The 26,278-nt window shown below is 38.0% G+C and carries 25 protein-coding genes; 20 read left to right on the top strand and 5 right to left on the bottom strand.

Annotated features, from left to right (window positions below):
- The first annotated feature begins 294 nt into the window (after positions 1–294).
- The 4 genes from B3I52_RS09025 to B3I52_RS09010 are packed head-to-tail and all read left to right on the top strand — an operon-like array spanning position 295 to position 4,741.
- Positions 295–2,718, top strand: coding sequence for an outer membrane beta-barrel protein (locus B3I52_RS09025; RefSeq protein WP_293300520.1), 2,424 nt, complete (start codon positions 295–297; stop codon positions 2,716–2,718).
- 33 nt (positions 2,719–2,751) lie between these two features.
- The gene (locus B3I52_RS09020) at positions 2,752–3,303 is read left to right on the top strand and encodes an NUDIX domain-containing protein (protein WP_293300518.1); all 552 of its coding nucleotides are present in this window, start codon (positions 2,752–2,754) and stop codon (positions 3,301–3,303) included.
- The gene (locus B3I52_RS09015; protein ID WP_293300516.1) at positions 3,303–4,007 is read left to right on the top strand and encodes a family 16 glycosylhydrolase; all 705 of its coding nucleotides are present in this window, start codon (positions 3,303–3,305) and stop codon (positions 4,005–4,007) included. Before B3I52_RS09020 ends, B3I52_RS09015 begins: the two co-directional genes overlap by 1 nt.
- A complete protein-coding gene (locus B3I52_RS09010) occupies positions 4,004–4,741 on the top strand; it encodes a lysophospholipid acyltransferase family protein (RefSeq protein WP_293300514.1) in 738 nt (245 codons plus the stop codon). The genes B3I52_RS09015 and B3I52_RS09010 overlap by 4 nt, the downstream gene beginning before the upstream one ends.
- A gap of 99 nt (positions 4,742–4,840) precedes the next feature.
- Here B3I52_RS09010 and B3I52_RS09005 read toward each other — a convergent pair whose 3' ends face one another.
- On the bottom strand, positions 4,841–5,581 hold the full coding sequence (locus tag B3I52_RS09005) for a LytR/AlgR family response regulator transcription factor (RefSeq protein WP_293300512.1): 741 nt from the start codon (positions 5,579–5,581) through the stop codon (positions 4,841–4,843).
- Positions 5,578–6,612 carry a sensor histidine kinase gene (locus B3I52_RS09000; RefSeq protein WP_293300510.1) on the bottom strand — a complete coding sequence of 345 codons (1,035 nt, stop codon included), beginning with the start codon at positions 6,610–6,612 and terminating at the stop codon, positions 5,578–5,580. Before B3I52_RS09000 ends, B3I52_RS09005 begins: the two co-directional genes overlap by 4 nt.
- 325 nt (positions 6,613–6,937) lie before the next feature.
- Between B3I52_RS09000 and B3I52_RS08995 the strand changes: the two genes are divergently transcribed.
- The 4 genes from B3I52_RS08995 to B3I52_RS08980 all read left to right on the top strand — a co-directional run bounded on the left by B3I52_RS08995 (position 6,938) and on the right by B3I52_RS08980 (position 10,628).
- A complete protein-coding gene (locus B3I52_RS08995) occupies positions 6,938–7,114 on the top strand; it encodes a hypothetical protein (protein WP_293300508.1) in 177 nt (58 codons plus the stop codon).
- A gap of 2 nt (positions 7,115–7,116) precedes the next feature.
- Positions 7,117–8,025 carry an ABC transporter ATP-binding protein gene (locus B3I52_RS08990; protein ID WP_293300506.1) on the top strand — a complete coding sequence of 303 codons (909 nt, stop codon included), beginning with the start codon at positions 7,117–7,119 and terminating at the stop codon, positions 8,023–8,025.
- A gap of 88 nt (positions 8,026–8,113) precedes the next feature.
- Positions 8,114–8,911 carry an ABC transporter permease gene (locus B3I52_RS08985; RefSeq protein ID WP_293300504.1) on the top strand — a complete coding sequence of 266 codons (798 nt, stop codon included), beginning with the start codon at positions 8,114–8,116 and terminating at the stop codon, positions 8,909–8,911.
- 145 nt (positions 8,912–9,056) lie between these two features.
- A complete protein-coding gene (locus tag B3I52_RS08980; protein ID WP_293300502.1) occupies positions 9,057–10,628 on the top strand; it encodes a M28 family metallopeptidase in 1,572 nt (523 codons plus the stop codon).
- A gap of 106 nt (positions 10,629–10,734) precedes the next feature.
- On the opposite strand, the gene B3I52_RS08975 is transcribed toward B3I52_RS08980, so the two are convergent.
- The gene (locus B3I52_RS08975; RefSeq protein ID WP_293300500.1) at positions 10,735–12,135 is read right to left on the bottom strand and encodes an MBL fold metallo-hydrolase RNA specificity domain-containing protein; all 1,401 of its coding nucleotides are present in this window, start codon (positions 12,133–12,135) and stop codon (positions 10,735–10,737) included.
- Positions 12,136–12,356: 221 nt separating this feature from the next.
- Between B3I52_RS08975 and B3I52_RS08970 the strand changes: the two genes are divergently transcribed.
- The 4 genes from B3I52_RS08970 to B3I52_RS08955 are packed head-to-tail and all read left to right on the top strand — an operon-like array spanning position 12,357 to position 16,322.
- Positions 12,357–12,734 carry a BlaI/MecI/CopY family transcriptional regulator gene (locus tag B3I52_RS08970; RefSeq protein WP_293300498.1) on the top strand — a complete coding sequence of 126 codons (378 nt, stop codon included), beginning with the start codon at positions 12,357–12,359 and terminating at the stop codon, positions 12,732–12,734.
- Positions 12,731–14,674: a M56 family metallopeptidase gene (locus B3I52_RS08965; RefSeq protein WP_293300496.1), complete on the top strand. Its 1,944-nt coding sequence runs from the start codon at positions 12,731–12,733 to the stop codon at positions 14,672–14,674. Before B3I52_RS08970 ends, B3I52_RS08965 begins: the two co-directional genes overlap by 4 nt.
- 8 nt (positions 14,675–14,682) lie before the next feature.
- Positions 14,683–15,105 (top strand): energy transducer TonB, encoded by a 423-nt coding sequence (locus B3I52_RS08960; RefSeq protein ID WP_293300494.1) that lies wholly within the window; start codon positions 14,683–14,685, stop codon positions 15,103–15,105.
- A gap of 59 nt (positions 15,106–15,164) precedes the next feature.
- On the top strand, positions 15,165–16,322 hold the full coding sequence (locus tag B3I52_RS08955) for a TonB family protein (RefSeq protein WP_293300492.1): 1,158 nt from the start codon (positions 15,165–15,167) through the stop codon (positions 16,320–16,322).
- Positions 16,323–16,446: 124 nt separating this feature from the next.
- Here B3I52_RS08955 and typA read toward each other — a convergent pair whose 3' ends face one another.
- Together typA and B3I52_RS08945 are read right to left on the bottom strand one after the other, a co-directional pair.
- Positions 16,447–18,255, bottom strand: coding sequence for a translational GTPase TypA (gene typA, locus B3I52_RS08950; protein WP_293300491.1), 1,809 nt, complete (start codon positions 18,253–18,255; stop codon positions 16,447–16,449).
- A gap of 574 nt (positions 18,256–18,829) precedes the next feature.
- Complete coding sequence (locus B3I52_RS08945) at positions 18,830–19,657, bottom strand: alpha/beta hydrolase (RefSeq protein WP_293300490.1); 828 nt, start codon at positions 19,655–19,657, stop codon at positions 18,830–18,832.
- Positions 19,658–19,789: 132 nt separating this feature from the next.
- Here B3I52_RS08945 and B3I52_RS08940 point away from each other — a divergent pair, with 132 nt between their 5' ends.
- From B3I52_RS08940 to B3I52_RS08905, 8 genes are all read left to right on the top strand, one after another.
- Positions 19,790–20,494: an esterase family protein gene (locus tag B3I52_RS08940; RefSeq protein WP_293300489.1), complete on the top strand. Its 705-nt coding sequence runs from the start codon at positions 19,790–19,792 to the stop codon at positions 20,492–20,494.
- A 28-nt stretch (positions 20,495–20,522) separates the two neighbouring features.
- Positions 20,523–21,554 (top strand): ATP-grasp domain-containing protein, encoded by a 1,032-nt coding sequence (locus B3I52_RS08935; RefSeq protein ID WP_293300487.1) that lies wholly within the window; start codon positions 20,523–20,525, stop codon positions 21,552–21,554.
- Positions 21,555–21,562: 8 nt separating this feature from the next.
- Positions 21,563–22,660: a carboxylate-amine ligase gene (locus B3I52_RS08930; protein WP_293300485.1), complete on the top strand. Its 1,098-nt coding sequence runs from the start codon at positions 21,563–21,565 to the stop codon at positions 22,658–22,660.
- A gap of 3 nt (positions 22,661–22,663) precedes the next feature.
- The gene (locus B3I52_RS08925; protein WP_293300483.1) at positions 22,664–23,491 is read left to right on the top strand and encodes a type 1 glutamine amidotransferase; all 828 of its coding nucleotides are present in this window, start codon (positions 22,664–22,666) and stop codon (positions 23,489–23,491) included.
- Positions 23,492–23,504: 13 nt separating this feature from the next.
- Positions 23,505–24,731, top strand: a complete 1,227-nt coding sequence (locus B3I52_RS08920) for a hypothetical protein (RefSeq protein WP_293300482.1) — start codon at positions 23,505–23,507, stop codon at positions 24,729–24,731.
- Positions 24,732–24,863: 132 nt separating this feature from the next.
- Entirely contained in the window at positions 24,864–25,004 is a 141-nt protein-coding gene (locus tag B3I52_RS08915; RefSeq protein ID WP_293300480.1) for a FeoB-associated Cys-rich membrane protein, read from the top strand.
- Positions 25,005–25,007: 3 nt separating this feature from the next.
- Positions 25,008–25,595 (top strand): Crp/Fnr family transcriptional regulator, encoded by a 588-nt coding sequence (locus tag B3I52_RS08910; RefSeq protein WP_293300479.1) that lies wholly within the window; start codon positions 25,008–25,010, stop codon positions 25,593–25,595.
- A 141-nt stretch (positions 25,596–25,736) separates the two neighbouring features.
- Positions 25,737–26,267 (top strand): YceI family protein, encoded by a 531-nt coding sequence (locus tag B3I52_RS08905; protein ID WP_293300478.1) that lies wholly within the window; start codon positions 25,737–25,739, stop codon positions 26,265–26,267.
- The last annotated feature ends 11 nt before the right edge of the window (positions 26,268–26,278 follow it).

Below are 26,278 nucleotides of genomic sequence, written 5' to 3'. Positions count from 1 at the left end.
TAGCTATAGTTTGGTGTCACCACCAAACTTACCTGTAAAATATTTATATCATTTTTAAACAGTTTCTAAGAAAAAACCCTTGAGAAAATTAAACTTAAGGGTTTTCTCTTAGTCTAACACACCAAACAAGCTATTTTACACGACAAGATACTATAACAATCAGCTAACAATCATTATTATTTAGTACCGTTTACTTCCTATCTTTATATTTCTAGTACTACTAGAAAAGAAGAATAAAATTGAATTTTATGCTGTTTATTAATACCTTAGTATTGATTTAGACCAAAATAAACATTGAAGAATTTACTTGCCCTAATCTTTTTTATATTTTCTTTCGTTCCCTTATTATCAAAGTCTCAGACCGCTGAAAAAGGCATTATTAGAGGTAAAGTTATTGAAGAAGTGGGCGGTTTGCCTATCCCCTATGCTGTAGTATCGGTAACAGAGGCCAATTCCGAATCGCCTAATGCTACTTTCCAAACAGACGAAAATGGTTTTTTTAAGTTCATCAACCTAAAGCCAGGCATCTATAAAGTAAAAGTAAGCTTTGTTGGCTTTAATAACTTTGTGATTAGTGACATTTATCTCACTCCTACAGATTTTGAAAAAAACATAGGCTCTATAAAGCTAGGCCAATCGCAAAACAGTTTAAACGAAGTAGTAATTACTGGCGAAAAGCCACTTATAGAAACCGATGGCGATGTGATTACCTACAATGTTGCTTCTAGTATCCATGCCGAAGGAAGTTCTGCTGTGGATATTTTAAAAGATGTACCCATGGTAGAAGTAGATATTGATGGTAAACCTACCATCTCTGGCATGCGAAGCACACGTATTTTCATCAATGGCCGGCCATCAGATTACATGACAGCCAACATTGCCGATTTATTAAACGTACTTCCTTCTGATGCTGTTGAGAAAATTGAGGTAATGACCAATCCGCCTGCAAAATATTCTGCAGATGGCGAAGGCATTATCAATATCGTACTACGTAAAGATTTTAAAGTAGGTTTTAACGGAAATGTAGGAATTGGAGCAGGGTTACAAGGCAATAAAAACGCCAACGCCAACGCTTCTTACAAAGGCAAAAACTATAGTGTAAACGGTGGAGGTTCCATCAGATCAAGCGTTGGAGAAAGCTACAATGAAAACTTTAGAACCAATACTTTCCCAAATAATACCTATTACTATAACCAGTATAACAACAGCAATAGCGATAACGGTGGCGCCAATATTAGAGTGGGTTTAGATTGGGACATCACCAAAAAACAAAACCTGAAAACTTCGGCAAGTTACGCTGCCAATAACGGCGAAGGCTTAACCATTAACAACTTTCATCACCTTGACGAAGCGTACGTAGAAAAACAATTACGCAACCAGCTAAACGGCTGGGACAATGCAAACAAAACCATGGTTTTTAATGCCGATTACACCTATCGCATTGATACCTCTGGCAATAGCCTATCCATGGGGCTAACACTAAATACCAATGGCAACAATACATTTAGATATTACGATAGGAAATATGTTTTCCCAACTAAAACGCCTTCTTTACAGCATAACAACAACGATATTAGTAACGAAGGATTGAACTTTAATTTAGATTACGAAAAACAACTATCTAAAAAAAGAGACCGACTGGAAGTTGGAATGGCCATTGGCGTGCGCCAAAATCAAAACGATTTATTGGTAGAAAACTACAATTTTAAATTCGAAGAATTTAGGAAGAACGATAAATTGAGTAATGATTTTATCTATAATGAAAAAATTTATGCCGCCTATGCCTCGTATAACATCCGCAGAAAAGGTTGGAGTGCTAGAGCTGCCCTTAGAGGGGAGTTTACGAACGTAGATTTTGATGTTTCTACTGCACAAAAATTTGTTGTTAACCCTTATTTCAGTGCATTTCCATCGCTCTCGCTTAACCGTTTTTTTAAGAAAAAATACAATATTGGCTTAAGCTATGGTTTACGTGTTAATCGCCCTCGCGAAAATACACTTAACCCACAAGTAAACAATGCCGACACCTTAAACATCTCTTACGGAAATCCAAATCTATCACCTTCATACACGCACCAAATTGCGCTAAGCATGGGCATGTACGGCAGAAATTGGTCGTTTAACCCGCGAATTACCTACTCTAGGGCAACAGGCGTAATAGAACGATACCGAGTTGTAGATGGACAAACTGGCGTGTCAGAAACTACGTTTGATAACGTGGGCAGCAACTATTACCTATCTTATATTCTTATTGGGAACTACAGGCCAACCAAAAAAACATCCTTCAACGGAAACTTTACTTTGATCCAAAGCAATTACCAATCTTCTATGAATGCTTCGTTAAACCGTGGGGGCATAAGTCTAAGATCTAGGGCTGGAATGTCGTTGCAGATAAGTAAAAAAGCAGCTTTTGAAGGCAGCCTTAATTATGCCAACAACTTGGTGGCTCAAGGAAGAAACAAAAGTTCTATCAATAGCAGCTTGGGCTACAGGCAAAATTTCTTCAAAAACAAGCTTTCGGCAAGAGTTGCGGCCAATGATCCTTTCAGAGGAAGACATAGCTATTCTTCTAGCGATGGCATCAATTTTTCTACAGAATCTTTTACGGAGAACAACACCAACAACTTCACCTTTAATATCAATTATAGATTTACCCGCATAAAAACCAACAAAGTAGTAGTACCGCCAGCATCAAAAGTGGTAAGCAAAACCAATTAATTTTCTGCGCAACAATTTCGTACCTTGCCTTTCATGAACAACAACCCTTGGCAAACGCTAAGCAGCGAAGAAAAATACAACAATAACTGGATAACCGTTACCGAGCATCAGGTAATTAACCCATCGGGTGGCACGGGCGTTTACGGCGAAGTGCACTTTAAGAACATCGCCATTGGCGTATTACCTTTAAACGAGCAACATTACACCTGGTTAGTGGGCCAATATCGCTATCCGTTAAAAGCCTATAGCTGGGAAATTCCAGAAGGTGGCGGGCCATTAGGTACAGACCCAGTACTGAGTGCCAAGAGAGAGTTGATGGAAGAAACCGGACTAATTGCCAAGCAGCTTACCGAAATACAAAGAATGCACTTATCTAACTCTGTAAGTGATGAATTAGCCATTATCTACTTAGCCCAAGATTTAACACAAGGTAAAGCTGCACCTGAAGAAACAGAAGATTTACAACTGATCAAAATTCCGTTTGCTAAGGCTTACGAAATGGTTTTAGAAGGCGAAATTACAGATAGCATGAGTGTTGCCGCTATTTTAAAAACACATATTATGATAGAAAAGGGACTTATTTAATGCGTTTATACTACTTTTTAATATTTTCTTGCTTGCTACTTTCTTGCAAAACGCAAAGCGGAGTAAAACAAAAAACTGCATTTAATGACGATTTTAACCATCGGTACGATGCCTATTGGTATGCTGAAAACCATACTTTTGGAAATAACCTAGCCCATTTTTCTGAAAACAATGCAAAGGTGAAAGATGGTTATGTAGTGCTTGAACTTAACGATAAAAAAAATAAAGAGAAAGACTATACGGCAGCAGAATTACGCACCAAAAAGATGTTTCTATATGGGCGTTTTGAGGCTAAACTAAAAGCTTCTGATGCTTTAGGCTGCATTACGGCCTTCTTTTTGTATAGGCCAAATGCTGCACACAACACCGAGATAGATTTCGAGATTAGTGGAAAATCGCCCAAAGTAATTACGTTAAACCACTGGGTAGATCGCCGCTCACACGACAAAGAAATACCTTTATCTTTCGACACCACCAAAGATTTCCATACTTACGTAATTCACTGGAAACCCAATCTTATAGAATGGGAAATTGATGGCAAGATAATTCACCGTACAACAACCGCTGTACCCGATAAGCCCATGCAGGTAATCTTTAACTTATGGCCAACCAAATCTGTTAGCTGGGCTGGCAGTATAAAACAAGCAAAACTTCCTACCTTTGCGTATATAGATTTGTTTAAATACACCCCATATAAAAAATGAAAAAGCTTTTCGGCTATATTTTAACACCAATATTCTACGTTGTTTTTGGTTTATTTTTAGCGTTGTTCCATCCAGTACAATGGCTCTGCTATAAGGTATTCGGCTATTCGGCGCACAAATGGTCGGTAGATGTGCTTAACTTCTTTTTAACCTACTCACAATTAACCTTACTAAACAGCATCAGTTTCAAAAACACTTACCAACTACCAAAAGACAGGCCTATTATTTTCGTAGCCAACCACCAAAGTATGTACGATATTCCGAGCTTAATTTGGTTCTTGCGTAAACATCATCCTAAATTTATTTCTAAAATAGAATTAACTAAAGGCATCCCTTCTATATCTTTTAACTTAAAATACGGTGGCGGGGCTAATATCGATAGAAAAGACAGCAAGCAAGCCATTGGCGAAATTATTAAACTAGGCCTCCGTATGAAAGAGCACAATTGGAGTACCGTAATTTTTGCAGAAGGTACCAGAGCTAAAGATGGCAAGATGAAACCTTTTCAAGTGGGCGGAATTGCTACGCTTTTAAAGATAGTGCCTAACGCTTTGCTAGTGCCTGTAGCCATAGAAAACTCTTGGAAAATTGTTCGTTATGGCTCTTACCCATTAAGCACTTTGCAGCCCCTAAAATGGACGGTACTGGCACCCATTGAAAGAGCCGAAAAGAGCGCAGAAGAGTTAGTTTTAGAAGCTGAAAATGCCATTAAACAGCAGATTGACCAGCAATAGTTTTCCGTAATTGTAAACTAGCACTATGCAATTTCGATAAGGAAAAAATCAGCTGAGAAATTTATCGGCAACAGCCTCAGCACCTAAAAAACATAGATTTTAAACGTTTCTACTATCAATCAGTTTAAAAAAAGCATCTCTATAGGTATCTCCTACCGGGATAGTTTTACCCGCAATGGCAATACGGCTGCGCTCAATACTTTCTATCTTATCTACCGCAATAATGTATGATTTATGCACGCGAATGAAATTACCTTTTGGCAAGGTTTCTTCCATTTTTTTCATGTTTTGCAAAGTAATTACCCGCTCTGTTTTGGTAAAAATAGAAATATAGTCTTTTAAGCCTTCGATATAAAGAATATCGTCTAACGCTATTTTTTGAATTTTATGCTCTGTTTTTACAAAGATAAAATCTTGTATGGGCGCATTGGTTGGGCTTGTAACTGGTGTAGCTACCGGCACCGCAGCCGCCACGTCCTGCTTCTGATGTTGGTTTCGCACTTTTTCTACCGCTTTATAAAACCTATCAAAAGCAATGGGTTTCAAAAGATAATCAGACACGTTTAAATCATAACTTTCTAACGCATATTGCGAATAAGCCGTAGTTAAAATGTAACTGGCCTTGTTACCAGCAATTTTTAAGAACTGAATACCTGTTAACTCGGGCATCTGTACATCCAAAAAAACTAAATCAATGTTACCTTCCTGTACCAATTGCATCGCTTCAATTGCGTTTTCAGTTCTTTTCACCAATTCTAAAAAAGGCACTTTTGCCACATAATCAGCAATAATATCAAGCGCTAGTGGCTCATCGTCAACGGCAATACATTTTAATATCATAAATCTAACATTAGTTCTGTAGTGTAATGTGTTGGCGTATTTACAATGTTTAATTTGTACCTCTCGGGATAAAGCAACTGCAATCTACGCTCTACGTTATTTAAACCAACTCCGCCAAGGGCATCTTTATTGGTGGTATTTTTTTTATTGGTTACGCTAAAGTGCAAAATCTTTTGGTTGGCAATAATATTGATCTTAATAGGATCTTCTGCATCATTGGCCACACCGTGCTTAAAGGCATTCTCTACAAACGAAATCAATATTAAGGGAACAATTTTTTGTCCATCTATTTCTCCGTTGATGCTAATTTCTACCGCAGCGCCATCTTTAAAACGTAACTTTTGCAATTCTACATAGCTCTGTACATATTCTACTTCTTTATCTAAACTCACCCAACTATCGTTACTTTCATAAATCATGTAGCGCATAATTTCCGAAAGCTTTAAAATAGCATCGGCAGTTTTATCAGATTTCTGATAAGCTAAAGAATAAATATTGTTTAAGGAATTGAACAGAAAGTGGGGATTTAACTGCGATTTTAAGAACTGCAACTCCATATCTTTCTTCTCGCTTTCTAAATTACGTTGTATGCGCTCATTAGAAAACCAATCTACCGCAAATTTGATGATACAACTACAAACCAAGAAAAACCCAGCACTAAACACACAATTTATGGCAAATGTGTATAACGAAATCTCCTGAGGCTTACCGTTTGTGATATACTTTAAGGTTTCTTCTGGATTTAAAACGGCCACAAATATTTTCATAGCCGAACTCACCACAATTAAAAGAATAAAACAAACCACATACCACCAATATTGTTTCTTCTTTTTAATTAGTTCTGGAATAAGAATAATGTAGTTGATATAGAAAATTCCAATATTTAGCAAGCCGAATACCCCAAAGCTAATTACATAATCTTTTACAGTATGTGTTTGCTTAGAAAAAAACAAAGCAACAGATATAATTAGCAGTATTCCTGCCCAAAAGATACAATTTAATATTAACGATGCCTTGCTGCTATTCTTCATAAACTTGTAGAAACATAATTATCTAAACTACCTATAAGCCACGTTGCCACCAAGCACTTTCGACCAACGGGCATTTTTTTTCTACCAATAGGCAATTTAGCCTAATTATTCGACAAACTGGCATTATTACCGTTTATCTAGGATATTTTACCCTTGGTCTAAAACATTTTCGCAGGTTTTCAATATTTATTCTATTTGTTAAACGAAAACAACAAGTACATAAAACTTAAAACTTTATAACCATGAAACCATCGAGAGTTTACTAATAAATAACTCCAGAAAAACGCTCGATAGCTTCATGACCATTAAATTAAAACAACAGATTATGAAAAAGTTAACCAACGTATCGCCATTCTTACTTTTATTAGTTCCAGTATTTATGGTAATGTTATTTACTTTTACTATAAACGGTAACAACAGCAACGAAGAAACTGTAGTAAAAACTACAACTACTTCAAAAACTGCAACTATTGTTGAAGCTGCAACCGTAATCCTAAAATAAGGATGAGCAGGTTTGCCATAGAAACTGTTGGGCTAAATCATCATTTTGGCTCGCAAACCGTTATTAAAGATTTAGCTTTACAAATACCTAAAGGAAGCATCTATGGCTTTTTAGGCCCAAATGGTGCTGGCAAAACCACTACCATTAAGTTGTTGCTTAATCTTTTACAATCCTCCTCAGATACCATCTTTATATTTGGCAAAGAACTAAACAGCAACCGCACCGCTTGTTTAAGGCAAATGGGTTCTTTGGTAGAACAACCAGCCATTTACGCACATCTTACGGGCAAAGAAAACCTGGTTAACCGCTGTATTCTTTTAGGGATAGACAAGCGTAAAGCAACCGAAATGCTGGCTTTGGTAGGCTTAACCGAAGCTGCTAATAAAAAAGCGGGCAAGTACTCTTTAGGCATGAAACAACGCTTAGGCATTGCCTTGGCCTTAATTGCTGATCCCGAATTACTATTGCTTGACGAACCTACCAATGGCTTAGACCCCAATGGGATTATCGAAATAAGAAATTTAATGGTTGAATTAACCAGTAAACACGGCAAAACAATATTGGTTTCGAGCCATTTACTAGCAGAAATTGAAAGAACTGCCACTCATGTAGGCATCATTAATAAAGGAGCATTGCTTTTTCAGGGAACCATTAACGAACTACACGAGTTAAGCAAGCCCGCTATCAAAATAGAAGTGGACGACCATGCTACTGCTGCAAATATATTAACCCGAAACGGTGCCGAAATTGTTAGCGAAAAAGAAGGAACCATTAACATTACTTATACCGGCAAAGCCAATATGGGCAACTTCAACAGCCTTCTGGTAAAAAATGGCGTTACAGTTTATAGCATAGCTCCCGAGAAGAACGACCTAGAACATTTGTTCTTGGCTATCACTTCCAAGAATTAACCATCAAACCCCAATTACCAAACAATATACCATTAATAAAGGGCGTAGAACCACAAAATAACCAACCACAAACCAAACAACCAAGCCTATGCGTTCCCTATACCTATCCTTCATTTCCGAGTTTTATAAATCTCGCAAAACCTTAGCTTTTTGGGCTGCCATTATACTTCCTGTAGTAATCTGCGGGCTAATTGCATTTGGCTACTATACCAATTCTACAAAAATCTTAAAATACAACTATGCCGGTATGATGCTTTGGTATCGGTACAGCAGTGCTTCGCTTAATGTAATGGGCATGCTAATTTTGCCTTTCTACGTTATGTTTATGGCTTTTTCGGTAAACAATATCGAACATAAGAACGATACATGGAAAACCTTATTCTCGCAGCCATTAAACAAATTTGCTATTTATGCCGCAAAATATCTTTATGCAGTAATGCTCTTGCTAATATGCGTCCTGCTTTTTCCTTTGCTCACCTATGTTAGCGGGCACTTGTTACAAGTATTAATTCCAAAATATACGTTTAACGATTACAGTCCGGTCGTTTTACTGAGTAGATTTTACGGCAAGCTATTTTTAGCATCAATGGGCATACTTTCTATACAATTTGTATTAAGCCTAATTTGGGCAGATTTCTTAAAGCCCATGGGAATAGGCTTTATAGGTACCATAGCAGGTATGATTACCGCAAACGTAGGATGGAAATACGCCTATTTAATTCCTTACTGCGACCCAGCCCTAGCATTAAGAGCAGCAAAAGGCACCAAAAACACCCGACCAGAGGACTTGCCTATTTTTACACAAGAAGTTTGGGTAAGTTTAATTTTTGCGGTTGCCCTATTTATCATAGGCTACTTTATCCTATTAAAAAGAAACATTAAATAAAATCTATTTAGTTCATTTAAAGAAGGCGGCTAGTTACCGTCTTTTTTTTATGTTGTTTCGCTTGTAAAATTCTGAATATATAGCTACAACTATTTATCTTTAAAGGTAAATTCAAATAATATTATTAAACCCAAATAAATTATTTATGATAAAGAAATTTACCATTGGCGCATTAGCGTTGGCGTTTTCTTTTAGTGCCTTTGCACAAGAACCCGTTAATGCCGATGCAGTTCAAAAAATTAGAAAAGAAGGCTTGGAAAACTCTAAAGTAATGCAGCACGCCTTTCAAATTACCGATGTAATTGGCCCTCGTTTGGCAAACTCGCCAGGCATAAAACGCGGCAGAGATTGGGCTGTGAAGTACCTAACCGATATGGGGCTTAAAAATGTAAAGCAAGAAAGTTGGGGCAATTTTGGCAAGGGCTGGTCTGTAGAAAGGTATTATGCCGCTACTACAGTCCCTTTTTACAGACCAATAATTGGTTATCCGAAAGCTTGGACCCCAGGCACCAACGGCCCTATCAAATCTGAAGTGGTATTAATTAAGGCCGATACGGTAACCGATTTAGATAAATACAAAGGTAAGTTAACTGGCAAAATAGTAGTGATAGAATCGGTAATGGTGCAACCTTTAAAAAACTCTTATACGCCAGATGTAGTTCGTTATACAGATGAGAAGTTAGCAGAGATGGCTGATGCTGCCCCTGCCGCACCAAGACAAGGACGCCCAGGTGGACGTGGTGGCAACAACCAAATGGCAATGATGATGCGTATGCGTCAAAACAGAGCTGCCATTAACGAAATGCTGTTACAAGAAAAAGTTGGCCTAATTTTAACCTACGCACGGGGCAATTACGGCACTTTCTTTACTAGCAATGGCGCTTCTTACGCTATGGATGCAAAACCCGTAGCACCAGAACTAGAAGTATCTGCCGAAGATTTCTTGCACATTTTACGTTTGTTACGTGGTGGCCAAAAAGTAGAAGTAGAAGCAGAAGTGAAAACTACTTTTTACGACCAAGATCCTAAAGGCTATAACGTAATTGCCGAAATTCCGGGTACCGATAAAAAGCTAAAAGAAGAAATTGTAATGATTGGCGGGCACTTCGATTCGTGGCACTCGGGCACTGGGGCTACAGATAACGCTGCTGGCTCTATTGTAATGATTGAGGTAATGCGTATTCTAAAAGCTATTGATTTTAAACCAAAAAGAACCATTAGAATTGCACTTTGGGATGCCGAAGAGCAAGGTTTACACGGCTCTAGAGGTTATGTAAAGCAGCACTTTGCAGACCCTGCTAAAATGGAACTGTTGCCAGAGCATGGCAAGTTAAGCGCTTATTATAACCTTGATAATGGTACAGGCGCTGTTCGTGGTATTTATTTACAAGGCAACGCTGGTGCAAAAGATATTTTTCAATCTTGGTTAAACCCATTTGCAGATTTAGGCGCTAAAACGGTAACCATGAATAACACTGGCGGTACAGACCACCAAGCTTACGATGCAGTAGGTTTACCTGGCTTCCAGTTCATCCAAGACCCAATGGATTACAATACCCGTACGCACCACACCAACCAAGACACCTACGATAGATTGGTAGAAGATGACCTAAAAAAATCAGCGACCATCATTGCTTCATTTGTATATCACACTTCAGAGCGTACAGAGAAAATCCCTCGTAAAGAGCTACCCAAACCAGTTGCTCCGAGAAACTAATAAATAAGTAAAATCTACTTTAAACCAACTAAAACACCCAATAAATCTAGGTTGTTTTAGTTGGTTTTTTATTTATTAGCACAAAACAACTGCCCTAATTCTTAAATTATAAATCAAAAGACTGGTGCCTACTTGGAATTTCTACATTTGCAAAACCAGCAGCATTTAGTTTTTCCCTAAAATTTAATTGCACCTCATATTCTCCGTGTACCAAAAATAGTTTTTTTACCTTAGCAGCATCTTGGCAGGATAAAAACTGTAACAAATCGTTATAGTCGCCATGTGCGCTCATAGATTGTATGCTAGCTACTTCTGCATGAACGGTAAATCTATCGCCAAAAATACTCACCTCTTTTGCTCCGTTTTTTAACCTTCCGCCTAACGAATTAGGCTCGCAGTAACCCACCAATAGAATAGTATGTTTCGCATCGCCAATGCAATTTTTAATGTGGTGCTTCACCCTGCCGGCTTCGGCCATTCCCGATGCCGAAATAATGATACAAGGGGCTGGGTGCGCATTGAGTGCCATCGATTCTTCTGCACTTTCTACATAATGCAGTCTATTAAAATCAAACGGATTATCATCTATTTTCATGATATCCAAAACGTCATTATTAAACCCTTCGGCATGGTTCTCTACAATTTGCGTAGCCTTTGCAGAAAGCGGGCTATCTACATATACGTTCACTTTTGGCAAACGCCCTTCTAAATCTAAATTGTTGAGCACATACAAAATCTCTTGTGTTCTGCCTACGCTAAATGCAGGAATAATTACTTTACCTTTCTTCTCTACACAAGTTCTAATCACTATATCTAGCAAAGCCTGTTCGGTAGGCTGTGCATCCTGGTGCAATTTATCACCATAAGTAGATTCCAGCAAAACATAATCAGCTTGCATAAACGGCTGTGGCGGCCGCAATAACAAATCACCATACTGGCCCACATCACCACTAAAGCTTAACCGAGTTGTTTTTCCGTTTTCGTTGATGCAAAGATGTACCGAAGCACTGCCAATAATATGCCCCGCATCTATAAACTGTAAAGTAACGCCGTTGGCAATACTTACTTCCTTTTCATAAGCTATCACTTCAAAAAACGACATTGCTGTTAGCACATCTCCGTCTTCATACAGGGCCTTTTCTAAGGGCAGCCCTCTTTTTGCCAGTTTTTTGTTTTTGTACTTTAAATCGCCTGCCTGAATTTTAGCCGAATCTAACAATAAGATTTTAGCCAGCTCTTTTGTAGCTGCTGTGCTGTAAATTTTGCCTTTAAAGCCCTGTGCCACCAAACGCGGAATTAGCCCGCTATGATCGATATGCGCATGAGAAAGCACCAAAATATCAACTTCCGATGCGTTAAATCCAAAGTTTTCGTTCAGTTCTTCTGTTTCCTGCCCCATACCTTGGAACATGCCACAATCTAACAAAATTTTAGTTCCATTATTAAGCGTAAGCAAATGTTTACTGCCCGTTACATTTCTTGCCGCACCGTGAAAAGCTATTTTCATATACAGATTATTTACCCAATGATAGCGAAAACTTTGGTTAATTGTTTATTGGTATTTTGATTATTGGCAATAAATCGGTGTATCTCCTAATCAGGATAAGCACTATGGCTCATTGAAAAAAATCATTAAATATTTTTAAAACTAAATAATTAGTTATATATTAGATTTAGATATCTAACATACAATAAGGCGTTGCAAAGCCTAAATTTAAAAACATTACAATGGAAATTAAAGATTTAACTAGAGCAGAAGAGCAAATAATGCAAGTTTTATGGCAATTGGAGAGCGCTTTTGTAAAAGAAGTTATCGATTGTTTGCCCGAACCTAAACCAGCCTACAATACCGTTTCTACCATCATCCGAATTTTGGAAGTGAAGAGCTTTATTGGTCACGAGGCCTTTGGCAAGTCGCACAAATATCATCCTTTAATTTCTAAGGAAGCGTACAAAAGACATGCTACCGAAAAACTGCTAGGCAACTATTTCGAAAACTCGGTAGAGAGCATGTTCTCCTTCTTCGTAAAAGAAGAAAAACTCGACCTAAGTGATGTTGATGAGATCTTAAAAATGATTAACAAATTTAAAAACAAACCGAAATGAGTTGGTCGCATTATTTATTGCAGGTAAATATCTACTTGGTAGTTTTCTATGCCTTTTATAGGCTTTTGCTTTCCCAAGAAACCTATTTTGTGCTAAACAGGATATATTTAATCTGTTCGGGTATTTTTTCACTTGCCATTCCGTTTATGCAAATAGATTGGTTCAGCAAGCAAGAAATCAGTCAGCAAATTTACGTACAGGTAGGGCAAATTAACGAAATGATAAGTACCGTTGTAATGCCAGAAGTTGAACAACAATGGCATTGGGGTACCTTTATAGCGTTGCTTTATGTAGCGGGTGCAACATTCTTTTTAATCCGCTTTGCAATGCAATTGCTAAAAGTAAAAAAGCTATTTAAGGGCATTAAAAGTGGCCTAGCTTTTTCGTTTTGGAACAAGAAAGTTGTAAGCCCGCATTTGCCCGAAGCAGCTACCGTAAACCATCATGAAGATATCCATATCAAGCAATTGCACACGGCCGACATCATTTTTTTTGAGCTCATCGGAATTATTACATGGTTTAACCCCATCATCTATTTATACAAGGAAACGGTAAAAAACATCCACGAATATTTGGCCGACGAAGCCGCCGCTAAATTCCAAGGCGATAAGGAAGCTTATTCGATGTTATTGCTTAACCAAGCATTTGGTGTAAACACCAATACACTTACTAATGGTTTCTTTAAAAAATCGATGATCAAAAAAAGAATTTTCATGTTATACAAAGAAAGATCAAGGAAAACGGCCATTCTAAAATATGGCATTTTCGTACCACTTTTTGCTGCTGCATTAATGTTATCATCGGCAACAATAAAAAAGAACAACCAGCTTTTGGCAGCCTCAGAAAAAATACAAATTGAAGAGATAAAAGATGTAGTAGCCGAAGTGCTAGAAGCCCCTAAAGAAAAGAAAACCGAAGCTAAATCCGTTGAAACCAAAGTTAAATTTATAACTCCAAAAACAACAATAGAAACGAGCACAGACACCGAGCCCTTCTATAAATTTTTAGGCAACAACATCAAATATCCTATTAATGCTTCGAACAGTAACGTACAAGGTAATTTAGTGGCCTATTTTACAGTAGAAAACAAATTATTAAAAAACATTACTATTGAGCCAAAATTGGGTTATGGAGCCGATGAAGAAGTTTCTGCCGTACTAACCAAATACAACCAAGGTGGCTTAGCCGATGGCAAGTACAGCATGAAATTTGAATTTAGGCTTAGTGGATCGTACACACGGGTTTTAAACGAAAATGCTACCGGCACGGTAAAACCAGGCTACAATGGCTTAAACCCTATTACCATTATGGGCTACGCTAAAGTTAATGAAGAAGATAAAATATATAGTTTTGTTTCTTTAGAAACTCCCCCAACCTATCCGGGAGGTATAGCTGAATTTTATAAATTTCTAGGCGCAACTATTAAATACCCAGAGGAAGCTGCTAAACAACAAATACAAGGTCATGTATTTGTATCATTTGTGGTAGAAAAAGATGGCTCAATATCAGACATTAAAGTGGATAGAAAACTAGGTTTTGGTACAGACGAAGAGGCTGTACGTGTGCTAAAATTAAGCAGAAGATGGAACCCAGGATTACACTTAGAAAAACCTGTTCGAGTGAAATACAACCTCCCTATCAAATTTGCCTTAAACAAAGCCACAAACAACACCTTAACATTGAAACCTAAAAAAGGTTTATCATTATCTCTTAGCGGAGTTGAATACGACCCCGAAAAAGCGCCTCTTTATGTTTTGGACGGAAAAGTTTTAGAAAATGACGAACTAAAAGACATCGACCCGTCAGACATAGAATCTATTCGTGTGCTGAAAGAACTTTCTTTGGTGAAAAAGTACAGCGAAAAAGCAAAAAATGGTGTTATAGAAATTACTACCAAACGTGGCTTAAAAGAGGTGGTGGTAAAACAAAAAGAAAATTAAAACTTAGCATGAAAACACGCCTACTAACCATCTTGGTTACCCTACTAAGTTTTAGCGTAAGCAAAGCTCAGCAAACTACAGATGAAAATAAAATCTATTCTTTTGTTTCTATGAAAAATCCTCCAAAATTTCCGGGAGGTATGCCTCAATTATATAAATTTCTGACAGAGAATATCAAATATCCAGAGCAAGCTAAAAAGGAAAATATACAAGGAACCGTTTTTGTATCTTTTACAATAGAAGAAGATGGATCAGTAAACAATGTTAAAACAGTTAGGGGATTAGGTTTTGGAACTAACGAAGAAGCAGAGCGAGTTTTAAAGCTCAGTCCAAAATGGGAACCAGGAGTTTTAGATAATAAGGCCGTTAGGGTAAGCTATAATATTCCTATTAAGTTTAGCCTTAACAGCCTTTTAACTATTCGTAAGTAATAACTTACGGATAGTTTATGGAATAATGTAGGGGCTTACATCTTCTAGAGAAATTACTAATGATAAACTCCTTGTGCCATAAACTACTTCTTCTAACTATTGTAGCTTTAGTATTAGGAGTAGATACTTTTGCCCAGCGTCCTAGAAATATCCGTATAAAGCCAGGAGACCCATATGCAATAGACCTGCAGCGACATCTTTTTACCACAATTAAATACCCAGACAAAGCAGAGCGCTCCTATATTCAAGGAAATACCATTGCTTATTTTAAGGTGAACAATAGCAAAATCACTTTGCTTTCCATTGCGCCAAAACTTAATATCGATTTTAAAAGTGAGATTATAAGAGCCTTTAAAGGCTTTGAGACCAAAGATTTAAAAAATGGATTTTATGGTTTGCCTATTCATTTTCGTATCCATAATGTGGTGACGACAATTATCAATCCTGAAGTTACGGTACATTCTAGTTACATCGATTTGCCAGAGTTAGGAATTTATGCTGGAGATCCCGCACTTTGTGACCCATCTGCCCCGCACAAATATTGCGAAGAAAACACTTTGCACCATTGGATTTACATGAGAAACCCTCCCGTTTATCCGAATGACGATTACAGGGGCTTTATCAAATTTATTAAAGCTAATGTTACCTATCTTAAAGCGGCAATTAAAAACCAAGTACAAGGTGAGGTATATGTATCTTTCGTAATTGAAAAAGACGGTCGTTTAAGTAGTGCAAAAGTTGAACGAGGTTTAGGTTATGGTACGGATGAGGAAGCCATCAGAGTTTTAAATTTAAGCCCCAAATGGAAACCAGGTATCGAAAATGGCAAACCTGTAAGAACGGATTATCGAATCCCTATTTCATTTCGCCCAGAACATCCTTTTAAAAACCCGGAGCCAATAAAAATATATCAGAAAAAAGAATTGAAGTATCCACCTGTCTATCCGGGTGGAGAAGAAAAGTTAAATCAGTTTATCACGGATAATATCAATTATGCTAATTTGACCAATAAGCACATTAAGGGTACAATTGTAATTAATGCTGTAGTAGAAATGGACGGTAGTTTAAGTCAATTAAAAGCTGTAGATGACTTAGGCTATGGCACCAAGAAAGAGGCACTAAGAGTTGTGTCTAAGCTTAAGCGTTGGAACCCCGGTATGGAAAATGGAATTCCAACAAGAACACAGCTCACAATTACAGTAAAGTTTAACCCTTAAAAAACAAAAGCCCTCCCGATTTTTTTATATCGGGAGGGCTTTGTAAATTCTCCTTTGTCTCGGACAATTAAAGTTAAACAATTAATTTCAATTTTCCGAATTTACTATGCTAGCATACAATCAATTACGACTGAAAAGCTTTACCTTTTACTTTACGTTCGTTCTCTGTTAAATAGATTTTACGTAAACGCATACTCGCAGGAGTTACCTCAATATATTCATCTGCTTGGATATATTCCATAGCCTCTTCTAATGAAAATTTAATCGCTGGTGCAATACGAACGTTATCATCAGATCCAGAAGCACGCATGTTGGTTAATGCTTTTCCTTTAACAACGTTAATTACCAAATCGTTATCGCGGATATGCTCTCCTAAAATTTGTCCTTCGTAAATATCTACGCCTGGATCTACAAAGAAACGACCTCTATCTTGCAATTTATCAATAGAATAAGCGGTAGTCATTCCTTTATCCATAGAAATTAATACACCATTTAAACGACCAGGAATGGTGCCTTTCCAAGGCTCGTAAGCTTTGAAACGGTGTGCCATAATGGCCTCGCCAGCGGTAGCGGTTAATACGTTGTTACGCAAACCGATAATACCACGCGAAGGGATTTCAAACTCTAAGTGCTGTAAATCGCCTTTTGGTTCCATAATTAACAACTCGCCCTTACGTTGTGTTACCAACTCTATTACTTTACCTGCAACATCGCCCGGTACATCAACAATTAAAGTTTCTATTGGCTCGTGCTTTTTACCATCAATTTCTTTAACAATTACCTGCGGCTGCCCTACTTGTAGCTCGTAACCTTCACGACGCATGGTTTCGATCAATACTGATAAATGGAGAATACCACGACCATACACTAACCACGAATCTGCACCTTCGGTTTCTACCACTTTTAAGGCCAGGTTTTTTTCCATTTCCTTCATCAAACGATCTTTGATACGTTGAGAGGTAACCAATTTACCTTCTTTACCGAAGAAAGGTGAGTTATTGATGGTGAACAACATGTTCATTGTTGGCTCATCAATGCTAATTACCGGTAGTTGTTCTGGTGCTTCAAAATCAGCGATAGTATCACCAATATCAAAACCATCGATACCTACAACCGCACAAATATCGCCAGAGCTAACTTCTGTGGTTCTAACTTTACCTAAACCTTCGAAAGTATATAGTTCTTTTACTCTAGATTTTACCAATTTACCGTCGCGTTTAATTAACGTTATCGGTTGGTTCTCTTTAATTGTACCACGGTGTACGCGGCCAATGGCAATACGGCCTACAAAAGAAGAGTAATCTAATGAAGTGATCTGCATTTGCAAGGTACCCTCGTTAATAGGTGCAGCAGGAATGTGTTCTACAATGGCATCTAATAATGGGAAAAAATTATCCGTTGGTTTGGTATAATCGGTACTCATCCAACCGTTTTTAGACGAACCGTAAATTACCGGAAAGTCTAATTGCTCTTCTGTAGCTTCTAAGTTAAAGAACAGCTCAAAAATTTGCTCGTAAACTTCTTCTGGGCGGCAGTTTTCTTTATCAACTTTGTTTACCACCACAATTGGTTTTAAACCTAAGGCCAAAGCCTTTTGTGTTACAAAACGCGTTTGAGGCATGGCGCCTTCAAAAGCATCGCATAGCAAAAGTACGCCATCAGCCATTTTTAACACACGTTCTACCTCGCCACCAAAATCGGCGTGACCAGGCGTATCAATAATGTTAATTTTAACATCCTTGTATTTTACCGAAACGTTTTTAGACACGATGGTAATACCTCGTTCACGTTCTAAATCATTGTTATCTAGAATTAAATCTCCAGACTGTTCGTTATCACGAAAAATAGAACAGGCATGTAAAATTTTGTCAACCGTGGTGGTTTTACCATGATCTACGTGGGCTATAATAGCTATATTTCTTATCTTTTGCATATAATGCGAATTGTATTTTAGGGCGCAAAGGTAGCAAAAAAAGCTGAAAATTAATGTAAAAACCAGTCTAAAAAAATGTTAAGCTTTTGTAAATCAATTGCATTGCCATTCGGTTAGCTTAGCCCCGCTTTTGACTACTCTCTTTTGCCGTTGCAAGTGCTATTTTTAGCCTTTGCTGGATGTGCTTGGTAGTTTGTTCGGCAAAACACCCAATTTTAACTAGCTATTGGCATTGCTTGTGCAAGAGGTTAGCCTTTATACTGCCAGTTAAGGCGAAGCACACTCGAACTAGACTCGGAATAAAGTCGCTATAAGGCCGCTATAATGTGGGAAAAAGAGCAAGAATTATAAAAAACAATTGGAATAGACCGCTATGGAATGGGCGTTTGTATCCTGCTTTTTAATATAAAAAAGAAACGGGGACTCGGCATACCACCTTGTCCCCGCCATCTAAATTAACGCTCTCAGTAATATAAACTCCCGAACTTTTAGTTTATTGTGTACGACTTTATTTTTTTGTGCTTTAAAATCGGCATAGCGATTATACCTGCTAATTCTGCAACAGCAGCTGCACTTATTTCGCAAACGCCCATTCTAAAAACTTCGGAAATGCTTTATCCCAAGTAGGCACATCGTGCCTTCCGCCAACCATTTCGTAGTAGAAAATATCTTCAGGGCGCTTATAGCCTTTCTTCAGCAATTCCTTCACCACATCAATGGTATCGTCAATAGAATCGATGATAAAATTATGGTTCCGGTCTGCTTTTTCATCTTCAGTACCAGTCATCAGCCAAAATTTAAGGTTCGGCTTTTCGACGGTTTGGGCTATCATGGCATGTAAAATACGGTCATCATCGCTATAACCATCGGCTAAATCTTTTTTACGCCACCAAAATGAACCCGAAAAAACACCCACCAAATCAAAAACATGGCTATGGTGCCAGGCAATGTCAAAAGCCGTTAGTCCACCTAAAGAAAAACCCGCAATAGCTTTTTTACCGTTAATCTTTAAGCCGGTATGTTGTGCTACAAAAGGCAATAGCTCTTGTAAAACAAAAGCCGTATGCAAATTTGCCTTACTTCCCCTATCTTTAAAATCGGGCCTGTTGGCCACGCCATATTCCAATAAACGCTCTTCGCCTGCTTTTATACCAACGGTAATTATTGTTGTTGCTTTTTGCTTTGCATAAAAGTTATAAAGATGCCCCTCCACATTCATTTGGGTTAAATCTTGGCCATCGTTTACCAAAAGTAAATGTATGGTTTGGTTGCCCAACAGATTTTCTGGGAGGTACAGCGTTACCTCAACCGAACGCTGAAGTGATTTCGAGTTTATTTGATGGATAGTTCTAATAACAATAGGGATAAAAAGTAATGGGGAAAGTAGTCTTTTGCGTTGCAAAATTCGGGGCAAAGATATCACTATCTCAAAAATAGACAACCATTAAACTTCATTTGCTCGTCAAAAAAAATCAGCGATATTTTTGCGGTTGAAAATGATTTACTTATCTTAAAGCATCTAAGTATTTGGCCCATGAAAGAAGAATTACAAAAATGGCATAGCACTGCCTTAGGAAGGGATATGGAAACGCTGGTTTTTGGACATGATGGCCAGCCCATTATCCTTTTTCCCACAAGTATGGGGCGTTATTATGAAAACAAAGATTTTAAACTTATTGATGCGGCACAAAATTTTATTAACGAAGGTAAAGTAAAGATTTATTGCCCTGATAGTATAGATGCTTGGAGTTGGTACAACAAAAACATTCATCCGGCAGAAAGAGTTAAAAACCACATTTGTTACGATAAGTTTTTGTTAGAGGAGCTATTGCCCTTGGTCCAAAAAGAAACCGGAAAAGCTAAAGTAATTATGGCAGGCTGTAGCTTTGGCGGTTACCATGCAGCAAACTTTACCTTTCGCCACCCATGGGCAGTAAGCCATTTATTTAGCATGAGTGGTGCTTTCGACATTAAAAACCGGTTAGATGGTTTTTATAACAACGATGTTTACTTTAACAACCCCGTAGATTACCTGCCTAACAATATTAATCCCGAACTTTGGCAATTGAAAATAGTTTTGGGAACTGGCGATCGAGATATATGCCGGGCAGACAACGAAAGACTATCTGAAATTTTGCTCCAAAAAAACATTAACCATTGGTTAGACCTAAGAGCCAATGCAGACCACGATTGGCCAATATGGAGGGATATGTTTGCGGAATACATTTACCAACTATAACTTTTTACTTAAAAAACACGCAAGCTGAATGAAGAAGATAGGGATTTTATTTGGACAAGAGCGCTCTTTTCCGCAAGCTTTTGTAGATAGGGTAAACCAAAAGGCAGTAAAAGGAGTTAGGGCAGAATTTGTAAAAATTGATAAAGTTTTTCAAGCAGAAAGCCCAGTATATGCGGTAATTATTGATCGGATTTCGCAAAATGTACCTTTTTATAGGGCTTACTTAAAAAATGCAGCTATGGGAGGAACTGCGGTAATTAATAACCCTTTTTGGTGGAGTGCTGATGAAAAGTTCTTTAATAATGCGCTTGCCGAAAACATTGGTGTTCCAGTACCCAAAACAGCCTTAATTCCGTCGAGAGAGCACCCCAACGATACCAACGAAAATTCATTCAGTAATTTAATCATGCCATTTGACTGGGATGCCATATTTGACTATACCGGCTTCCCTGCTTACATGAAACCTTTTGATGGAGGTGGCTGGAAAGACGTTTACAAACTACGCAGCAAAGAAGAGTTTTTCGAAAAACACAGCGAAACCCAACAAACGGTGATGATGCTGCAAGAAGAAATCGTTTTTGAAGAATACTTTAGATGTTATTGTATTGGCGGCAAACATGTACGAATTATGCCATACGAGCCTCACAACCCGCAGCACCTGCGCTATATAGTTGATGGGCCAAAACCTAGTGCAGCACTATTAAAAACCATTGAAAAATATACGTTAAAGTTAAATCAATATTTAGGTTACGATTTTAATACTGTAGAATTTGCTGTGCGCAACGGTGTACCCATAGCCATAGATTTTTGCAATCCGGCACCAGATGCCAGCTTAGAAAGTGTAGGTGCCGAGAATTTTGAATGGGTAATAGAAACCGCCGCCAACTACGCCATCGAGAAAGCATTGGCACAAGAGTTTGGCAAAGACAATTTAACTTGGGGCAGCTATATAAAAATCAGTGCCACCGGCACAGCACTTGTAGCTGGCGCCACCAAACCCGCAACAAAAGCCAAACCTACGGTCAAACAAAAAACCACTGCTAAAAAACCAACCAAATAAACCCATCTATGAACGAGTTTACCTTAGGGATAGAAGAAGAATACATGATTGTTGATCCTGTAACCCGGGAACTTACCTCTCACGAGCAGAAAATTGTAGAAGCTGCACAGAAAATACACAAAGACCAAGTAAAGGCAGAAATGCACCAGGCGGTAGTAGAGGTTGGAACCGGAATTTGTAGGAATACCGAACAAGCCCGACAAGAAATATCGCAATTGCGAAGAACCGTAGCAGAATTAGCAGGCGAACAAGGCTTACGCATTGGAGCCGCTGGTACACATCCTTTTTCGCATTGGGAAAAACAGTTAATTACCGAGCACCCCAGGTATAGCGAAATTATAAACGAACTACAGGAAGCGGCCAGATCTAACTTAATTTTTGGCTTGCACGTTCATGTAGGTTTCCAATCTAGGGAACTGGCCATACATATTGCTAACCAAGTGCGTTATTTTTTACCGCATGTTTTTGCACTTTCTACCAATTCTCCTTTTTGGGAAGGAAGAAACACAGGCTATAAATCTTATCGCACAAAAATTTTCGATAAATTTCCCCGTACCGGAATTCCTGATATTTTTAACAGCATTGAAGATTATGATAATTATGTAAACCTGCTAATTAAAACTAATTGCATTGATAATGCAAAAAAAATATGGTGGGACATTAGGGTACACCCTTTCTTTCAAACCATTGAATTTAGGGTATGCGATTGCCCCATGCTTATAGACGAAACCATGGCTTTTACGGCATTATTTCAGGCATTATGCGCTAAACTGTATAAGCTACGTTTACAAAACTTAAACTTTATTTCATACAGCAGGGCGCTCATTAACGAAAACAAATGGCGGGCCGCCCGCTACGGAATTGACGGAAATTTGATAGACTTTGGCAAAGAAATGGAAGTAAATTGCCGAAATTTGGTGCTCGAATTATTAGATTTTGTAGATGACGTAGTGGACGAACTGGGCAGCAGAAAGGAAATAGAATACGTACAAACCATACTCGCCAATGGCACAGGTGCCGACCGCCAACTGGCAATTTACGAACAAACAAAAAGTTACCAGTCTGTAGTGGACTACGTTACCTCACAAACATTAATCGGCACGTAAGAAATGAACAATATTAATACATTTAAGGTGGCCGTTATAGACATGAATAACGGATTCCCTAACCAGGGATTAAGAGGAATATTAGAAATTTTACACCGATACAAAACTTATAACCAACTTAACCTAAGCGTCACTATTTTTGACATTAGGCAGAAAGGCGAAGTGCCAGATTTGAGTTATCACATTTACATTTCAAGTGGTGGCCCCGGTAGCCCTCATGAAAGCGAGGGACAGCAATGGGAACGTAATTTTTTTAACCTATTAGATAGCATTGACGACTTTAACTTGGTTAACAATCACAAAAAGTATGTGTTTTTAATTTGCCATTCTTTTCAGTTAGCCTGTATAAAATATAATTTGGGGCAGGTAACACAACGCAAGTCTAACTCCTTTGGTATTTTTCCAATTTCATTAACCGAACAGGGTGAAAACGAACCAATTTTTAGAAACTTACCCAACCCATTTTTTGCTGTTGATAGCAGAGATTGGCAAGTAATAATGCCAAACCAAAGTGCTTTCGATAAAATGGGTGCAAAATTATTAGCCATAGAGAAAGAGCGCCCACACGTAGATTTAGAACGATGTATGATGGCCATTCGCTTTTCTCCTTATGTAGCAGGCACCCAATTCCATCCAGAGGCCGATCCGGTTGGCATGAAAACGTATCTTTCATTAGAAGAAAAAAAGAACATTATCATCAAAAATTACGGTGAGGAAAAATACCACGATATGATTGATAGTTTAGAAAACCCAAAACGAATTATGATTACACAAAGTATTATTTTGCCTAATTTCTTGGACGAGGCTATCCATGCCTTACAAGCAGTTTAGGCACCTAATCGTTATGGCGGAGTATGAAAAAGATAGCACTACCATGATAAAAAATTACCGACAAACCTTTAATGCCAACTTCAGTGAAGAGAAGTATCAATCTTTTCTAAAACAACTGGGCCAAGGTTATCCCGAAATTACTTTTAGGGTAGCAGAATCGCCTATATTCATCTCCGAAGAATTAAAGCAGCAACTAATTGTCGCCGGCAACGAAATCATTACTTTAATTAAGCAAGATAATTTTAAGCAACTTACCCAAAGCGCCATCCCACCAAAATGGATGGTGCCAAATGAAAACGATCATCCACATTTTTTAACCTTCGATTTTGCACTTTGCAAAGCTGATAATGGAACTATCGCACCAATGCTCATTGAGATGCAAGGCTTTCCTTCATTATATGGTTTTCAAGCTCATTTGGCAAACACCTATAAATCTGCCTACCATTTAAACCAACAGCTTACCCCCTTTTTTAACGGATTAACCGAAGAAGCCTATTTCGATTTACTGAAAAAAGTAGTTGTTGGCAAGCATCAACCACATGAAGTAGTTTTGATGGACATTGATGCCCCTAATCAAAAAACGGTTATCGATTTCTATATAACTGCCGATAAAATTGGCATTAAAGTGCTTTCTTTAGATGACATTAAAAGAGAAGGCAAAAAGCTTTTTTACCTAAAAGGCAGCGAAAAAATTCAAATCAAGAGAATTTACAACCGTTTAATTTTTGATGAAATTGCAGACAACACTGCTGTTTTTGAAAATAGTTTCGATCCGCGTGAAGAACTAGACCTAGAATGGATAACGCATCCAAATTGGTTTTATCGTATCAGCAAATACACCATGCCCTTTTTAAAAAGCAAGTTTGTTCCCGAAACCCAATTTTTACACGAGGTAAAAAGCATCCCATCAGATTTAGAAAACTACGTTTTAAAACCCTTGTTTTCTTTTGCTGGCATGGGGGTAATTATTGATGTAAAAAAAAGCGACATCACCTCAATTAAAGATCCAGAAAATTGGATTTTGCAACGTAAAGTAAATTACGAACCTGTTGTAGAATCGCCTAGTGGCGGCGTAAAAGCAGAGTTGCGCTTAATGTACCTTTGGCCAGATCATGAAGAACCACAGCTCTGCATTAACTTGGCACGCTTAAGCCGTGGTAAAATGATTGGCGTGCGCTACAACGCAGATTTTGATTGGGTGGGCGGTACCGTAGGGTTGATGAACGGCTCGCCCTATTAACAGTTGTGTTTTGGTAACATTTAGTACTGTCGCTCTCCAGAAGCGCGGCTTTTTACACTCTTCCAACAATTAAACAATTTAGCTTTATACAATTAGCTTATCTTTGTAACCATGGACATTCAGTTTATATTAATGATGGTCATTTTCGTTGCCGCATTATTTTATGTAGCACGAATCGTCTATCGCAACATTTCGCCCAAGAAAGGGCAATGTGCTACAGGCTGTGGCAAGTGTGGTGCAGATTTCAGTAAAGTACCCGATACCAAATCGTAATACATGCTAGAAAATTTCCAATCCTACTTAAAAGAAAGACTTGCCATTACTGATGAGCAAGCCAAAGAAGCTACTAGCTGTTTAAAAAGTAAAACCTTCAAAAAGGGGACAATTTTACTTAGCCCCGGCGATTTAAGATCGGACAACTACTTTATTAACGAAGGGCTTTTACGTTCTTTTTCTATAGACGAAAAGGGCAAGGAGCATATTATTCAGTTTGCACCAGAAAACTGGATGATTTCTGATCGTAACAGCGCTGTTTTTAACGAACCGTCTGTATTTTATATCGACACCATAGAAAATACCGAAGTGCTAATTGTGCCTAATCATTTCTTTGCTGATATACAAAAACTACTGCCCCATATTTTAGAGCTTAACATTAAAATGCTGCATAACTCTATCAGGTTTATGCAACAACGCATCAATATGCTCCTTAGTGCTACCGCCGAAGAACGCTACCTAGACTTTATTAAGTTATACCCTAACCTTACTTTACGTGTGCCCCAATGGATGATTGCTTCTTACTTGGGTATTACACCAGAATCGTTAAGCCGAGTACGTAAAGACCTCGCTAAAAGGCATTTTAGATAATTATGTTAACTGATTGGGCAATAAGCAAATGAACTATTGAGCTAATGAACCAATTAATTACTTAACATACATCAACGTTTAACTAAACCTGCCGCCATAACTTTGTGTTATCAAATTTAAAGAACACAAAAATAAAATATTATGGCAACAACTAAATGGGCGTTAGACCCAACCCACAGTGACTTACAGTTTAAGGTAAAACATTTAATGATTACCACCGTAACCGGAAACATTAAATCTTTCGGTGCTGAACTAACTTCGGAAGGCGATGACTTTACCAATGCCGACATTTCTTTTTCTGGCGACATTAACTCTATCGATACAGGCAATGGCGATAGAGATGCGCACTTAAAAAGTGGCGATTTCTTTGATGCAGAGAAATACCCTACCCTTTCTTTTAAATCTACCAGCGTAGAAAAAGACGGCAGCGATTATCTTGTTAAAGGTGATTTAACCATTAAAGATGTAACTAAAGCTGTAAAACTAAATGCAGAGTTTGGCGGTATGGCCACCGACCCTTGGGGAAATACCAAGGCAGGTTTTACTTTAAGCGGTAAAATTAACCGTACAGCGTTTGGCTTAACTTGGAATGCCGCTTTAGAAACTGGTGGTGTAATGGTAAGCGAAGACGTAAAAATATTAGGCGAACTACAGTTTGTTAAACAAGCTTAAATTTAGAAAGG

This window comes from Pedobacter sp. UBA4863, from assembly GCF_002399615.1.
Taxonomy (GTDB): domain Bacteria; phylum Bacteroidota; class Bacteroidia; order Sphingobacteriales; family Sphingobacteriaceae; genus Pedobacter.
Note: the sequence above shows the minus strand (reverse complement) of the source record. Positions and strands in the feature narration are given on the sequence as shown.

Bases quoted from the DNA above. Each gene is read 5' to 3' on its own strand.
- B3I52_RS08915 (WP_293300480.1), top strand. From the start codon at position 24,864: ATGATGGTCATTTTCGTTGCCGCATTATTTTATGTAGCACGAATCGTC.
- B3I52_RS08990 (WP_293300506.1), top strand. From the start codon at position 7,117: ATGAGCAGGTTTGCCATAGAAACTGTTGGGCTAAATCATCATTTTGGC.
- B3I52_RS08955 (WP_293300492.1), top strand. From the start codon at position 15,165: ATGATAAACTCCTTGTGCCATAAACTACTTCTTCTAACTATTGTAGCT.
- B3I52_RS09005 (WP_293300512.1), bottom strand. From the start codon at position 5,581: ATGATATTAAAATGTATTGCCGTTGACGATGAGCCACTAGCGCTTGAT.
- B3I52_RS08910 (WP_293300479.1), top strand. From the start codon at position 25,008: ATGCTAGAAAATTTCCAATCCTACTTAAAAGAAAGACTTGCCATTACT.
- B3I52_RS08905 (WP_293300478.1), top strand. From the start codon at position 25,737: ATGGCAACAACTAAATGGGCGTTAGACCCAACCCACAGTGACTTACAG.
- B3I52_RS08925 (WP_293300483.1), top strand. From the start codon at position 22,664: ATGAACAATATTAATACATTTAAGGTGGCCGTTATAGACATGAATAAC.
- B3I52_RS08985 (WP_293300504.1), top strand. From the start codon at position 8,114: ATGCGTTCCCTATACCTATCCTTCATTTCCGAGTTTTATAAATCTCGC.
- B3I52_RS08930 (WP_293300485.1), top strand. From the start codon at position 21,563: ATGAACGAGTTTACCTTAGGGATAGAAGAAGAATACATGATTGTTGAT.
- B3I52_RS08975 (WP_293300500.1), bottom strand. From the start codon at position 12,135: ATGAAAATAGCTTTTCACGGTGCGGCAAGAAATGTAACGGGCAGTAAA.
- B3I52_RS08965 (WP_293300496.1), top strand. From the start codon at position 12,731: ATGAGTTGGTCGCATTATTTATTGCAGGTAAATATCTACTTGGTAGTT.
- B3I52_RS08960 (WP_293300494.1), top strand. From the start codon at position 14,683: ATGAAAACACGCCTACTAACCATCTTGGTTACCCTACTAAGTTTTAGC.
- B3I52_RS09020 (WP_293300518.1), top strand. From the start codon at position 2,752: ATGAACAACAACCCTTGGCAAACGCTAAGCAGCGAAGAAAAATACAAC.
- B3I52_RS08980 (WP_293300502.1), top strand. From the start codon at position 9,057: ATGATAAAGAAATTTACCATTGGCGCATTAGCGTTGGCGTTTTCTTTT.
- B3I52_RS09000 (WP_293300510.1), bottom strand. From the start codon at position 6,612: ATGAAGAATAGCAGCAAGGCATCGTTAATATTAAATTGTATCTTTTGG.
- B3I52_RS08920 (WP_293300482.1), top strand. From the start codon at position 23,505: ATGGCGGAGTATGAAAAAGATAGCACTACCATGATAAAAAATTACCGA.
- typA (WP_293300491.1), bottom strand. From the start codon at position 18,255: ATGCAAAAGATAAGAAATATAGCTATTATAGCCCACGTAGATCATGGT.
- B3I52_RS08940 (WP_293300489.1), top strand. From the start codon at position 19,790: ATGAAAGAAGAATTACAAAAATGGCATAGCACTGCCTTAGGAAGGGAT.
- B3I52_RS08970 (WP_293300498.1), top strand. From the start codon at position 12,357: ATGGAAATTAAAGATTTAACTAGAGCAGAAGAGCAAATAATGCAAGTT.
- B3I52_RS08995 (WP_293300508.1), top strand. From the start codon at position 6,938: ATGAAAAAGTTAACCAACGTATCGCCATTCTTACTTTTATTAGTTCCA.
- B3I52_RS09010 (WP_293300514.1), top strand. From the start codon at position 4,004: ATGAAAAAGCTTTTCGGCTATATTTTAACACCAATATTCTACGTTGTT.
- B3I52_RS09015 (WP_293300516.1), top strand. From the start codon at position 3,303: ATGCGTTTATACTACTTTTTAATATTTTCTTGCTTGCTACTTTCTTGC.
- B3I52_RS08935 (WP_293300487.1), top strand. From the start codon at position 20,523: ATGAAGAAGATAGGGATTTTATTTGGACAAGAGCGCTCTTTTCCGCAA.